The sequence below is a fragment of the Mesorhizobium sp. WSM3860 genome, from assembly GCF_002294995.1.
Lineage (GTDB): Bacteria > Pseudomonadota > Alphaproteobacteria > Rhizobiales > Rhizobiaceae > Mesorhizobium.
This window is the reverse complement of sequence record NZ_NSGF01000026.1, coordinates 1-12,414: the sequence shown is the minus strand read 5'-3', so window position 1 is coordinate 12,414 and position 12,414 is coordinate 1. Positions and strand designations below refer to the sequence as shown.

At 64.9% G+C, this 12,414-nt stretch carries 12 protein-coding genes; 6 read left to right on the top strand and 6 right to left on the bottom strand.

The features are described from left to right. From CK220_RS27720 to CK220_RS27705, 4 genes are all read right to left on the bottom strand, one after another. Complete coding sequence (locus tag CK220_RS27720) at nt 1-939, bottom strand: sugar ABC transporter permease (protein WP_095814573.1); 939 nt, start codon at nt 937-939, stop codon at nt 1-3. Between the two features lie 102 nt (nt 940-1,041). Next, on the bottom strand, nt 1,042-2,367 hold the full coding sequence (locus CK220_RS27715; protein WP_095814572.1) for an ABC transporter substrate-binding protein: 1,326 nt from the start codon (nt 2,365-2,367) through the stop codon (nt 1,042-1,044). Between the two features lie 36 nt (nt 2,368-2,403). Then, the gene (gene ugpC / locus CK220_RS27710; protein WP_095814571.1) at nt 2,404-3,483 is read right to left on the bottom strand and encodes a sn-glycerol-3-phosphate ABC transporter ATP-binding protein UgpC; all 1,080 of its coding nucleotides are present in this window, start codon (nt 3,481-3,483) and stop codon (nt 2,404-2,406) included. 472 nt (nt 3,484-3,955) lie between these two features. Next, nucleotides 3,956-4,555, bottom strand: a complete 600-nt coding sequence (locus CK220_RS27705) for a DUF922 domain-containing protein (protein ID WP_095814570.1) — start codon at nt 4,553-4,555, stop codon at nt 3,956-3,958. Nucleotides 4,556-4,725: 170 nt separating this feature from the next. Here CK220_RS27705 and CK220_RS27700 point away from each other — a divergent pair, with 170 nt between their 5' ends. The 4 genes from CK220_RS27700 (at nt 4,726) to CK220_RS27685 (ending at nt 7,435) form a co-directional block, all read left to right on the top strand. After that, entirely contained in the window at nt 4,726-4,959 is a 234-nt protein-coding gene (locus CK220_RS27700; RefSeq protein WP_095814569.1) for a hypothetical protein, read from the top strand. Between the two features lie 297 nt (nt 4,960-5,256). Beyond that, entirely contained in the window at nt 5,257-6,351 is a 1,095-nt protein-coding gene (locus tag CK220_RS27695; RefSeq protein WP_095814568.1) for an NAD(P)/FAD-dependent oxidoreductase, read from the top strand. Nucleotides 6,352-6,460: 109 nt separating this feature from the next. Then, the gene (locus CK220_RS27690; protein WP_095814567.1) at nt 6,461-7,090 is read left to right on the top strand and encodes a glutathione S-transferase family protein; all 630 of its coding nucleotides are present in this window, start codon (nt 6,461-6,463) and stop codon (nt 7,088-7,090) included. A 117-nt stretch (nt 7,091-7,207) separates the two neighbouring features. Continuing rightward, on the top strand, nt 7,208-7,435 hold the full coding sequence (locus tag CK220_RS27685; RefSeq protein ID WP_095814566.1) for a hypothetical protein: 228 nt from the start codon (nt 7,208-7,210) through the stop codon (nt 7,433-7,435). A 123-nt stretch (nt 7,436-7,558) separates the two neighbouring features. Here the strand turns inward: CK220_RS27685 and CK220_RS27680 are convergent, their stop codons facing one another. Next, on the bottom strand, nt 7,559-8,566 hold the full coding sequence (locus CK220_RS27680; protein ID WP_095814565.1) for an aldo/keto reductase: 1,008 nt from the start codon (nt 8,564-8,566) through the stop codon (nt 7,559-7,561). Between the two features lie 37 nt (nt 8,567-8,603). Then, entirely contained in the window at nt 8,604-9,134 is a 531-nt protein-coding gene (locus CK220_RS27675; RefSeq protein ID WP_245429423.1) for a GNAT family N-acetyltransferase, read from the bottom strand. 165 nt (nt 9,135-9,299) lie between these two features. Here CK220_RS27675 and CK220_RS27670 point away from each other — a divergent pair, with 165 nt between their 5' ends. After that, nucleotides 9,300-9,524, top strand: coding sequence for a hypothetical protein (locus CK220_RS27670; RefSeq protein ID WP_095814564.1), 225 nt, complete (start codon nt 9,300-9,302; stop codon nt 9,522-9,524). 247 nt (nt 9,525-9,771) lie between these two features. Continuing rightward, nucleotides 9,772-12,258, top strand: coding sequence for a DNA ligase D (gene ligD, locus CK220_RS27660; RefSeq protein ID WP_095814563.1), 2,487 nt, complete (start codon nt 9,772-9,774; stop codon nt 12,256-12,258). Nucleotides 12,259-12,414: the final 156 nt, after the last annotated feature.

Below are 12,414 nucleotides of genomic sequence, written 5' to 3'. Positions count from 1 at the left end.
TCAGTCTCCGCCGCCTTGCTGCCACCTGCGCCGTTGCAGGCCGAAATAGCTGAACAGGATCGCCGCCAGCAGGAAGGGGATCATGGCGACCGCGATTGCCGCGCCTTCGCCGAGCTGGCCGCCGGCAATGCCGCGCTGGAACGACAATGTCGCCATCAGGTGGGTGGCGTTCACCGGCCCGCCGCGGGTCAGCACATAGATCAGCTGGAAGTCGGTGAAGGTGAACAGCACCGAGAACGTCATGGTGATGGCGATGATCGGCGTCAAAAGCGGCAGCGTCACATGGCGGAACAGCTGCCAGCGGCTGGCGCCGTCGAGCGTGGCCGCTTCATAGAGCGACTGCGGGATGGTCTGCAGGCCGGCCAGCAGCGTGATCGCGACGAACGGGATGCCGCGCCAGACATTGGCCGCGATGACGGAAGCGCGCGCGTTGGTCGGATCGCCGAGGAAGTTGATGCGATGGTCGATCAGTCCCATCTGCTGCAGCGCCCAGGACAGGATCGAGAACTGCGAATCGTAGATCCACCAGAAGGCGATGGCCGACAGCACCGTCGGCACCACCCAGGGCAGCAGCACCACCGCGCGGAAGAACGACTTGAAGGGCAGCTTCTCGTTGAGGATCAGAGCCAGCCAGAGCCCGAGCACGAATTTCAGGATCGAAGCGCTGACCGTGTAGAGCACGGTGTTGAAGACCGACAGCCAGAACACGCTGTCGCTCCAGAGATATTGATAGTTCTCGACGCCGATATAGATGCCGGGCCGGCCGATGCGTGTGTCGGTGAAGCCGAGCCAGACGCCGAGTCCCAGCGGATAGGTGAGAAAGACCAGGAGCAGCGCCGCCGCCGGCAGCATGAAGCCGAGACCAAGCGTGTTCCGGCTCTCGGCAAGTCGCGAAAGCATCGACGGACGCGGCTGAACGGCAACGGATGGCACGGCCATGGGCGCGGATTCCTCGCAGGATGCGGTAGAGGGGTGGCCGCGTGGTCCTTCCGTGCCCGGAAGATCTCGACGCGGCCACCCTGCTTAAGGTGCCCGGCAGGATCAGACGCGATAATAGCGGTTGGCGCGCTTTTCGGCCTCTTCCATCGCCTCCTGCGGCGTCGCCTGTCCCGTCACCGCCTTGGCGAACATGTCGACCAGCACATAATCGGCCATGGTCGCCGCCGAGGCATAGCCGAGCGGCCCGGCATAGCCGTTGGGTCGCAGCGTCGCCGAGGCTTTCGCGTAAGCGGCATTGTTCGGGTCGGCCTTCCACACCGGATTGTTGTCGAAGGCCTTCAGCGTCTGGCAGCAATAGCCGGCCGACGACGTGATCCAGTCCGACATCTGCGGGTCCTCGAACATGAACTGCAGATAGGCTTTGGCCGCGTTGGGGTAGGGCGTGTAGTTGAAGATGACGGCCGTTGTTACCTGGTACAGCTCGACGGATTCCCCGACTGGACCGATCGGCATGTTGGTCGTGCGCATGTCCTTGGCGATCTCGGTCAATTTCGGATCGTTGTCCTTGTTGACCTTGGCTGTGTTGTAGACGGAGATTCCGTTGGCGATCACGCTCACTTCGCCGGCCAGGAAGGCGCGATTGTTGTTGACGTCGAGCCAGCTTTCAGTGCCCGGAATGAAGGTCTTGTAGAGCTCCTGCGCATACTCGATCGCCTTGAGCGTCTCGGGGCTGTTTATCGTCACCTTGCCGCTTTCGTCGACCATCTGACCGCCATGGCTCCATAGCAGCCAATGCGCGTAGTTGTTGCCGTCGCCGACGCCGTGGCCATGGGTGAAGCCGGCCGGATGGCCTTTCGCCTTGAGGGCCTTGCAGAGTTCGAGGAAACCAGCCGTGTCCTTCGGGAATTCGGAGAAGCCGGCCTCCTTCACCCAGCTTTCGCGATAGACGATGGCGTTGCCGATGGTGGCGAGCGGCAGGCCGAGGAACTTGCCCTCGCGCGTCGCATACTGTTTCGGGCCGTCATACCAGCCGCCATACTTCTTGCCGAGATAGTCGCCGAGTTCGGTCACCTCGAGCAACTTGTCGGGGTACTGGTGCGGGTCGTCGAACCAGACGAACATCAGATCGGGGCCGGAGCCGACATTGGCGGCGACGGCCGCCTTGGGCCGGATGTCTTCCCAGCTCTCCTTGTCGACGCGCACCTCCACGCCCGTCGCCTCGGTGAACCGCTTGGTATTCTTCAGCCATTGGTCCTCGTCGCCCTGCACGAAGGGCGACCAGCGCAGCAGCCGGAGCTTGGCGCCTTCCTCCGGCTTGTAGGTGAGGCCCTCCTGGGCGAAGGCGCTCGAGCCGACGAAGCGGCTGCCCAAGGCTCCGGCTGCCGCGCCGGCGGTCGTGCGGATCACGTCGCGTCTGGTGAACTTCATGCTCGTCTCCTCCTGGGTGTATCCTCGTTGCGTGGTCTATGGCGCCGCTTCGATCCGCTGGCCCGTTTCGCCGTGAAACAGATGGATGGGGCCGGGTTCGACCGAGAGCCGGATGGTTTCTCCCGGCGCGAAGGAATGGCGTTCGCGGAAATTGGCGACGATATCCTCTCCGCCCGCCGTCCGGCCGATGATCTGCACTTCCGAGCCGGTCGGCTCGATCACCACCACGGTGACCGGAATGCCGTCCTCGGCCAGCCGCAGATGCTCCGGCCGAACGCCGAGCACGACGGCTTCGCCGTTGCCGATCGCGGGTGGTTTCGACAGAGGCACGGAGATGCCACCCGCGCCCCGGAACGACGACGGCGCGCCGTCATTGGCGAATGTGCCCTTGAGCAGGTTCATGGCCGGCGAGCCGATGAAGCTCGCGACAAAGAGGTTGTTCGGCCGGTCGTAGAGTTCGAGCGGCGGCCCGATCTGCTCGACGATGCCGTCATGCATGACGACGATCTTGTCGGCCATCGTCATGGCCTCGATTTGATCGTGCGTGACATAGATCGTCGTCGTCTTCAGCCGCTGGTGCAGCTCCTTGATCTCGGCGCGCATCTGCACCCTCAGCTTGGCGTCAAGATTGCTGAGCGGCTCGTCGAACAGGAACACCTGCGGGTTGCGCACGATCGCCCGGCCCATGGCGACGCGCTGCCGCTGGCCGCCCGAAAGCTGGCGCGGATAACGCGACAGAAGCGGCACCAGCCCGAGGATCTCGGCCGCCCGCTTCACCCCGGCATCGCTTTCCGCCCTGGCCACTCCCTTCAGCATGAGCGAGAAGGCCATGTTCTCGGCAACGGTCATGTGCGGGTAGAGCGCGTAGTTCTGGAAGACCATGGCCACGTCGCGCTCCTTCGGCGCAACATTGTTGACGACACGGCTGCCGATCGAAATATGGCCGCGGGAGATTTTTTCCAGCCCGGCAATCATCCGCAGAAGCGTCGATTTTCCGCATCCCGAAGGCCCGACCAGCGTGACGAACTCGCCGTCCTCTATGTCGACGCTGACGCCGTGCAGGATCTGGGTGGCTCCGAACGACTTGTAGACATCGCCAATCGCGACAGACGCCATCGAACTCCTCCCGATGGTCCCTGCGAGGTCTCGCGGGGAGCCGTTTCCAATCAAGGTGTGGCTGAAACGGATGCCGGCAAGCATCCACCACTGGCGTCGGCGACGTTTCCCCAGCTCCCCCCGGGTCACGCGACTGTGAAACGGTAGCGCTACCAAACCCGCCTGTAAAGCTGCGGTGCATGCCCTTATACTTTCGTCGCGAAGGACATATGAGCCAAGCCTGCCGTACGCGAAGTCAATCCGGGCCACCCCGCGTTGCCGCCAATCAGGTCGGCAAAGAGCGCTGAATGCACATCAGCAAGTACTAGTATAGATTTCAACCTAGCCGAGAAAGAGCTGACTGACAGTGCCCGTTTCCGCGCAAACGGGATTGGCAAGCTATCCCATTCGAGATCCGGTAATGCTGACGGCGGGGCTTCCGGTGTGGCCCTGTCGGCCACCGTGGGAAGGGTGCAGCCGCCCTTGCCCGTGTTCACCCGCCGATCAAAAACGCCGCGATCAGCTTCTGCAAATTCCCGCCCGGTCCGAACTCGACCTTGTCGAAGTCGCGGCTGGCCTGGCGCTGCGCCTTGGAAAGCCGGTCGAGATAGTTCGTCAGCTCCGCCCTGATCTTGGTGCAGCCGGGGTCGTCGGCGACGGTGAGGCCGGTGCTGAAGGCGACGATCTTGTCCACCATGTCGACGATGCCGGCGCCGTGGACCTTCTCGTGTGCGGCGAGCCCGGCGGCAAACGCATCCCACCGCGCCTGCACGGCGGGGGCAAGTTTTGCGGCGGGCCTGGGCAGCGTGTAGGTGATGATGAGCTTCGGGCGAGCGGTCTTCAGCACGCAGGCGCCGCCTTCAGTCTGATAATCCCGCTGCCAGGTCAGCTTGAAGTTGGTCTGCGCGATCGCCCGCCGCCCGTTGCCGGCCGAGTCCTTGCCGATCACAGGGCCTTTCTCGCCGATCGAGACATAGAGCGCCTCCACGCTTTGTCCCGAGATCGCATAGGTCTCGACTTTCTCGCTCGGCTTCCATTGAGCGAGGGCAGGTGAGGAGAGGAGCAGGGCGGAAAGCAGTAAGGCGGATTTCATGAGGACTCGGCAGAATTCCGGGCGACGGTTCGTGCATAGCGGTTGTCGGGGCGAGAGCAAAGACGGCGCGGCGCTTTCTCCCACAAGCGGAGACAACGCGCCGGCGCCGTCGGAACCCGCTTCACCCGTCCGCCGTTTCCTTGCATCCTTCCGACCCAGGGGAGACAAGGATGACCCGCAACGAGATCATTTCCGTTCTTGGCCCTGTCGACGAGGCCGTGATCGCCGACGTCGCTCTCACCGGCGCCAGCCTCGAGGAATTGCGCGAGGCCTTCGCCTGGATCGGCGCCGACGAGGCGCTGATGAACGAGGGTCGCGCGATGCCGGGCGCCAGGGTAGCGCGGCTGATCGAGATTCTCGAGCCGCCCGAGGACGAGCCCGAAGCGCCGAGCGGGACGGAGTAGAGCGCGGTGCTGATCCCCCCGAGATGGCCGCGAAGCGGCCAGAGCGGGGTCGTCTCACGCAGATCGTCGAGGTTGTATTCCTCCGCGCGACGCGCTGGGCACTTCCTGCGCAAGCGATCCCTCTGCCGCCTTCGGCGACATTTCCCCATAAGGAGGGAGATAAGACGCCGGCGCCTCGCTCGTCCATTCATCCGTTTTCGCTCGGTCCACCTTCCCCCGCAGGCTAGGTGATTTCGCCTACTTGCTCCTCCGACACCTCGGGCATAGCTTCTTCCCGCCTTGGGGGAGGAGGCTACCTTGGATACCACTGTCGTCATTGTCGGCGCGGGACCGGCGGGTCTTGCCGTCGGCGCCTGCCTGAAGCGGGCCGGAGTCGATTTCACCATCCTCGAAAAGGCGGGCGAGGTGGCGCCGGCCTGGCGGCGGCATTACCGGCGGCTGCACCTGCACACGGTGAAGTCCTTCTCGTCACTGCCTTTCGTGCCATTCCCGAAAAGTCACCCCCGCTACGTTCCGCGTGAAAAAGTGGTCGCCTATATGGATGCCTATGCCGCGCGTTTCGGCCTCGAGCCGCGCTTCGGCGTCACGGTGAAATCGATCCGCCGGGCGGGCGAAAAATTCGTGGTCGAGACCGATGCCGGTCCTTTCAACGGCCGCAAGATTGTGATCGCCACCGGCAACAATGCCGAGCCGATAACGCCGGCCTTTGCCGGCATCGAAACCTTCAAGGGAGAGGTGCTGCACAGCGCCGCCTACAGCGAGGCGGCGCCCTATACGGCCAAGAACGTGCTGGTCGTCGGCATGGGCAACACCGGCGCCGAGATCGCGCTCGACCTTGCCCAAAGCGGCGCGCGCCCGACGATCTCGGTGCGCAAGGGCGTCCATATCGTGCCGCGCCAGCTCTTCGGCGTGCCGATCCAGATGGTGGGCATCGCCAGCCGGCCGATGCCGCAGGCGCTGAACGACTGGGTGTTCCCGAAAATCCTCGACCTGGCGCTGGGCAGGCTGGAGAGATACGGCATCACCCGGCCGAAACAAGGAATCCTCAAGCAGATCGACGCCGGTCGCATTCCGGTCATCGATGTCGGCACTGTAGCAGCGATCAAGGCGGGCAGGATCGGCATTCTACCCGATATCGTCCGCTTCACCGAGGACGGCGCAAAATTCGCCGGCGGGCAGGAGAAAAATTTCGACGCGGCAATCTTCGCCACCGGCTACCGTCCTGGCTATGACGGCATTCTGCCGGCGGAGCTGCGACCGGGGAAGAGTGGAGTGAATCCGCGCGCGACGGCTCTCGGTGTCTACCTCGTCGGTTTCTACAATCCGGTCACCGGCCTGCTGCGCGAGATCGGCATCGAGGCGCAGGCGGTGGCGAGGGATATTGCAGGCTGAGGCGTGGCGGAACTGCCGTCTTCCCCTCAAGAGGGGAGATCAAGGCGCCTAAATCGGGTGGCGCCCGCGCACGCCCCATGCGAAGCCAGCCTGGCCAAGGAGGGACGCCATGCTCACGCTCTATGATTATCTGCCGTCGCAAAATGCCTGGAAGGTTCGCGTCCTGCTCGGCCTGCTCGGCATCGCTTATGAAACCCGCATCGTCTCGATCTTCGAGGGCGAGAGCCGCACGGAAGCCTTCCTCATGCTCAATCCGGCCGGCGCCGTTCCCGTGCTCGGCGTGGAGAATGGGGCGGCGATCGCCGAGTCAAACGCCATCCTCACCTGTGTCGCGGAGGGGACGCCCTACCTGCCGGCCGACCGGCTCGCGCGCGCCAAGGTCATGCAGTGGCTGTTCTTCGAGCAGTATTATGTCGAGCCGGTCATCGGCTCGCTGCGCTTCTGGACGCTGACCGGGCGGCTGGAGCGCAATCAGGCGATGGTGGCCGGCAAGCGCGAGGCGGGCGCCCGCGCGCTTGGCGCTCTCGAGCGCAGCCTGCAGGACACGCCGTTCCTTGTCGGCGGCTCGCTCACCATCGCCGACATCGCCGTCTATGCCTACGGCCATCGCGCCGAGGATTGCGGCTTTTCGCTTGCCGACTATCCGGCGTTCAGCGCCTGGATCGATCGGGTGAGCGGGACGATCGGCCCAGGCTATCCCGTCCATCCTTACAGCATCGACCCGCATTCGGGCGGCTGAGCGCCGGAACAGAAGGGCCGGGGAGGGCGTTTGCCCAAGGCAGTGTGCTGGCTCCGTTTACGAACGGCGCCGGCGGGCTCCGGCCTGTTTTCCAGCAACCGACAATGGAGACCAGGAATGGTTCGCACCGTCGCAATCGCAATCCTCGTTACCGGCATTGGCAGCTTGCCTGCTTTCGCGGCCGAGGAGTGGTGGGTCGCCAGGGACGTCGTTTCGAAACAGTGCGAGATCGTGCCAAAGAAGCCCGACGGAACGCTTGTCGTGGATCTGGGCAAGAAGAGATACGCCAGCGAGGGGGAGGCCAAGCAGGCAATGGAGGCGTTGCCGGATTGCAAGAAGCAGTAGGAGGGGGCGGTCCGGCTGGGCTCGGCGTATTGCGACAGATGGAGGTTGGCGCTCCACGCGAGACGACCCCCTCTGTCGCCTTTGGCGACATCTCCCCCTCGAGGGGGGAGATTGGCTGACGCCTTACCGATCCACCATCGACATCGTCCGCTCGTTATACCGCAGCCCCGATACCTTCTCAGGCGTCAGCGCCATGTCGAGCCCCAGCATCTCGGTGGCGTCGAGCTCGATGTCGGCGGCGGCGACATTCTCCTCCAGATAGGTCCGTCGCTTTGTGCCGGGGATCGGCACCATGTCGATGCCGAATTCCGGCCCCTTGGCCAGCAGCCAGGCGATCGCCACCTGGCCGGGCTTGACCCCCTTGGCGACGGCAATCTCGCGGACCGTAGCGGCCGCGGCGACATTGGCGTCGAAATTTTCGCCCTGGTAGCGCGGGTCGCCGCGCCGGAAATCGCCTTCGGGATAGTCTTCCGCCCGCTTGACGTCGCCGGCGAGAAAACCGCGGCCGAGCGGCGCGAACGGCACCAGGCCGATGCCCAATTCCGCAAGCGCCGGGATGATCTCGGGCTCGAGGTTGCGCTCCCACAGCGAATATTCGCTCTGCACCGCCGAGACCGGGTGCACGGCATGGGCGCGGCGAATGTTGGAGAGTCCCGCCTCCGACAGGCCGAAGAAGCGCACCTTGCCCTCCGCCACCAGCTCGCCGACCGCGCCCGCGACATCCTCCATCGGCACATCAGGGTCGACGCGGTGCTGGTAGAGCAGGTCGATGCGGTCGGTGGCGAGCCGCGTGAGCGAAGCCTCGACCACCTCGCGGATATGCTCCGGCCGGCTGTCGCGCTCGGTGCCGACCTGCTTGCCGTCGACAATGCGGAAGCCGAATTTTGTCGCTATCGTCACCTCATCGCGCCGCCCCTTCAGCGCGCGTCCAAGCAGTTCCTCATTGATGAAAGGGCCGTAGACCTCGGCCGTGTCGAGAAAGGTGCAGCCGAGCTCGATCGCCCGGTGGATCGTCGCGATCGACTCCGCCTCGTCGGCCGGGCCGTAGGCTTGGCTCATGCCCATGCAGCCGAGGCCGATGGCCGAGACGACGAGCCCCTGGCTGCCAAGTTTTCGTGTGCCCAGGCTCATCTGTCTGTCTCCGGTGAAAAATTTAGCACCCGCGAAACTATAATGCCGGGAGGCGATGCGTCCAGCGCCTCAAGCCATCGGCAGCAGTCGGCGCATGATCAGCGAGGCATGGCCGCCGACGCCATGCGCGGCCGGCCGGCGCTCGACCACCTCGAAGCCGTCGCTTGCGGTAGAAGGCGATCGCCCGCTCATTGCCCTCGATCACCTCCAGCGCGATGCTTGGAATGCCGGCATGGGCGGCAAGCACGGCATGCAAAAGATCGATGGCCAGACCGCTGCCGAACTCTTCCGGCTCGATATGCAGCCGGTCGAGCATGACATCGCCCTTCTCGTCCATCGCCGCCATTGCATAGCCTGCGATCGAGCCGTCGGTCCGCTCGGCCACGAACGACATCTTGTTGTCGTCGGCGAGCTCTTCGGCGAGCTTCTCGGGCGCATGCTTTTCGTCGGAGAGCCGGGCCACGGTTTCCTCACCCATGATCGGCGAATAGGTCCGCCGCCAGGATCCTCCCAGCAGCCGGGAGACGGCTGGCAGATCGTTCTTCGTCATCGCCCGGATGTGGGACATGTTCCTCTCCTTGCACCGTCGGAAATAGGGCGCGACGCCGATGACGGCCAATCTCCCCAAGTGGGGGCAGATCGAACTCCCCCGCCCCGCGAAATTGACTCCCCCGCCTCTCTCCGCCATCCTTGCACCACCGCCCTTCGAAGGGCAGCGCGTTCAGAGTGAGCCATGGCCAGTCCCGTCGCCAGAGAAAAGTCCCGCCGCGCCGCGGTGAAGAAGGCGCTTGACCGCCACAAGGTCTATGTCACGGCGCAGAGCTTTTCCGGCGGCACCTACAGCGCCCGCGTACTAGTCAACGGCGAGGCCTACTGGGTCGACGAGTTCCGGCTGAGCCAGCTGCGGCAAGGGTTGACGCCGGCCGAGCTGGAATTGACGCCGGCGACCGACGATTGAGCAATCGAGCATGACGACGGCAAGGCTGGCGGGACAGCGCCCCCCTCTGGCCTGCCGGCCATCTCCCCCACGAGGGGGGAGATTAGATGTCACGCCGGCTTTCGCCAATCTCCGACGCTGTAGGAATCCGCGAGGCGCCCAGGCTGCCAATCTCCCCCCTTGTGGGGGAGATGTCCGGCAGGACAGAGGGGGGCGTGACGGAACGCGACGTTTTCCATTGTCCGCTTCACTCTTCAGCACCTAACCCATGCCATCCTCCAACCTCAAATCCTACCGCGCCAAGCGCGAATTCTCCCGCACCCCGGAGCCGGCGGGGGGCACGGCAGGCGAAGGCGGCAATCGCTTCGTCATCCACAAGCACCACGCCACCGCCGACCATTACGACCTGCGCCTCGAAGTCGGCGGCGTGCTGAAGAGCTGGGCCGTGCCGCGCGGCCCCTCGCTCAACCCGGCCGACAAGCGCCTGGCGGTCGAGACCGAGGACCATCCGATCGAATATATCGACTTCGAGGGCGTCATCCCCGAGGGCGAGTATGGCGGCGGGCCGATGATCGTGTGGGACACCGGAACCTGGGCGCCGATGGAGGATGTCGAAAAGAGCCTGCGCACCGGGGCCTTCAAGTTCCGGCTCGCCGGTGAGAAGCTCAATGGCGGCTGGATGCTCACCCGGCTGAAGCCCAAGCCCGGCGAGGAGGAGAACAAGAAGAACTGGCTGCTGTTCAAGGAGCGCGATCTCGCTTCCGACACCAAGCTCGACATTCTCGAAGCGCGGCCGGAAAGCGTGAAGTCGGGCCGGCGCATCGAGGAACTGGCAGCGCCGACGAAAAAGCCGCGGCGCCTGCCGCCGAAACCTGGCTCGCTGACACCCGGCGCGCTGCCCGGCGCGGTCAAGGCAGACCCGCCAAGCCGCATCGAGCCGCAGCTCGCCGCGCAAGTGAGCGAGCCGCCCGGAGGCGAGGACACGGGCACGCTCTGGCTGCACGAGATCAAATTCGACGGCTACCGCACCATGGCGCATGTCGTGGACGGGAACGTGCGGCTGATCACCCGCGGCGGCCTCGACTGGACCAAGCGCTATGGCGATCTCCCGCAAGCCTTTTCGCGCCTGCCGGTCAGCCAGGCGATCATCGACGGCGAGATCATGGTGCTCGACGACAAGGGCATCTCGCGCTTTGCGCTGCTGCAGGACGCGCTGGCCCAGGGCGCCGGCTCGAAGCTGCATTTCTACGCCTTCGATCTCCTGCATCTCGATGGCTGGGACTTGCGCAGGGCGCCGCTGCAGAAGCGTAAGGCGCTGCTTGCCGAACTGCTCGCCGGCCAGGCCGCCAACGCCGCCATCCAGTACAGCGACCATGTCGAGGGCGATGGCCGCGGGCTTTACGACCAGGCCTCGGACCTTGGGCTGGAAGGCGTCGTCTCCAAGCGCGCCGATGCCATCTACATGAGCGGCCGCACCAAGAGCTGGACCAAGGTGAAGGCGCAAAAGACCGATGATTTCGTCATCGCCGGCTACACCGTCTCCGACCGGGCGGAAGGGCTTGCGGCGCTGGGCATGGCCGAGTTCGTCGACGGCGAATTGCACTATCGCGGCAAGGTCGGCACCGGCTTCGACCGCGACATGGCGACCGACCTGCTTACCCGGCTGGAGCGGCTGACCGTCGGCGCCACGCCGCCCGAAGGCGTGCCGCGCGAGATCATGCGTGAGATGCATTGGGTGAAGCCGCTGCTGTCGGCACGCGTGCGTTATTCGAACCGCACCGCCGACAATGCGATCCGCCACGGCGTCTTCCGCGGCCTGCGCGATGTCGGCGGCCTGACCACGCCGGTTCCGGTCAAGCGCAAGCGGCTGATCGCCGAGTCCGACCTCGCCACCATCTGGGTCACCAATCCGGAGCGGCGGCTGTTCGGCAAGACCGGCCCGACCAAGCTCGACATTGCCGTCTATTACGCGCTGGTCGGCGATTTCATGCTGCCGCACATCATCGGCCGCCCGGTGTCGCTGGTGCGCTGCCCGACCGGGCGGCCGCAGGACTGCTTCTTCCAGCGCCACGCCTTCACCGGCATGCCGCCCTCGGTGGCGGTGTTCGAGAGCATCAGTTCGGAAGGCGAGACCAAGACCTATCTCTCGGTCGAGGACGCCAAGGGATACCTGGCGCTGGCGCAGTTCGGCGTCGTCGAGTTCCACACCTGGGGCACGCACCGCACCAAGCTCGACAAACCCGACCAGATCGTCTTCGACCTCGACCCGGGCGAGGGGATTTCCTGGCGCGAGGTGGTCGAGGCGGCCGTCCACATCAAGGGCGGGCTGGAGAGCCTCGGCCTGGTGCCGTTTGCAAAGACCTCCGGCGGCAAGGGCATCCACATCACCGTGCCTGTGACGCGCAAGCAGAACTGGAAGAAACTGCACCAGGCCTCGAGCACCATTTCCACTTTGCTCGCGGCAAGCGCGCCCGACACTTTCGTCACCGTCATGGGCAAGGAAAACCGCAAGAAGCGCATCTTCATCGACTTCCACCGCAACGCCCGCGGCCACACCTCCGCCGCTCCCTATTCGCTGCGCGCCCGCACCAACCTGCCGGCCTCGACCCCGATGAGCTGGACGGATCTGGAGGCCATCGACGCGCCCGAGGATCTGAACTACGCCTCGCTGCCGGGACTGTTGGAGACCTCGGGCGATCCGTGGGCGGAGATCGATGAGATGGCGAGGGATCTGCCGGTGATGGGGGAGAGGTAGTTGGAAGCGTAGCGTTCCGTCACACCGCCCTCTGTCCTGCCGGACATCTCCCCCGCAAGGGGGGAGACCGGATGTCGCATGTCCGAACCGGATAGATAGGTAACAGAATGGACCGATTAGATGGGTGACAGTTTTCTCGCCAGCCGGGAGGACCGG

Bases quoted from the DNA above. Each gene is read 5' to 3' on its own strand.
- ligD (WP_095814563.1), top strand. From the start codon at position 9,772: ATGCCATCCTCCAACCTCAAATCCTACCGCGCCAAGCGCGAATTCTCC.
- CK220_RS27700 (WP_095814569.1), top strand. From the start codon at position 4,726: ATGACCCGCAACGAGATCATTTCCGTTCTTGGCCCTGTCGACGAGGCC.
- CK220_RS27680 (WP_095814565.1), bottom strand. From the start codon at position 8,566: ATGAGCCTGGGCACACGAAAACTTGGCAGCCAGGGGCTCGTCGTCTCG.
- CK220_RS27720 (WP_095814573.1), bottom strand. From the start codon at position 939: ATGGCCGTGCCATCCGTTGCCGTTCAGCCGCGTCCGTCGATGCTTTCG.
- CK220_RS27670 (WP_095814564.1), top strand. From the start codon at position 9,300: ATGGCCAGTCCCGTCGCCAGAGAAAAGTCCCGCCGCGCCGCGGTGAAG.
- ugpC (WP_095814571.1), bottom strand. From the start codon at position 3,483: ATGGCGTCTGTCGCGATTGGCGATGTCTACAAGTCGTTCGGAGCCACC.
- CK220_RS27715 (WP_095814572.1), bottom strand. From the start codon at position 2,367: ATGAAGTTCACCAGACGCGACGTGATCCGCACGACCGCCGGCGCGGCA.
- CK220_RS27690 (WP_095814567.1), top strand. From the start codon at position 6,461: ATGCTCACGCTCTATGATTATCTGCCGTCGCAAAATGCCTGGAAGGTT.
- CK220_RS27685 (WP_095814566.1), top strand. From the start codon at position 7,208: ATGGTTCGCACCGTCGCAATCGCAATCCTCGTTACCGGCATTGGCAGC.
- CK220_RS27705 (WP_095814570.1), bottom strand. From the start codon at position 4,555: ATGAAATCCGCCTTACTGCTTTCCGCCCTGCTCCTCTCCTCACCTGCC.
- CK220_RS27675 (WP_245429423.1), bottom strand. From the start codon at position 9,134: ATGTCCCACATCCGGGCGATGACGAAGAACGATCTGCCAGCCGTCTCC.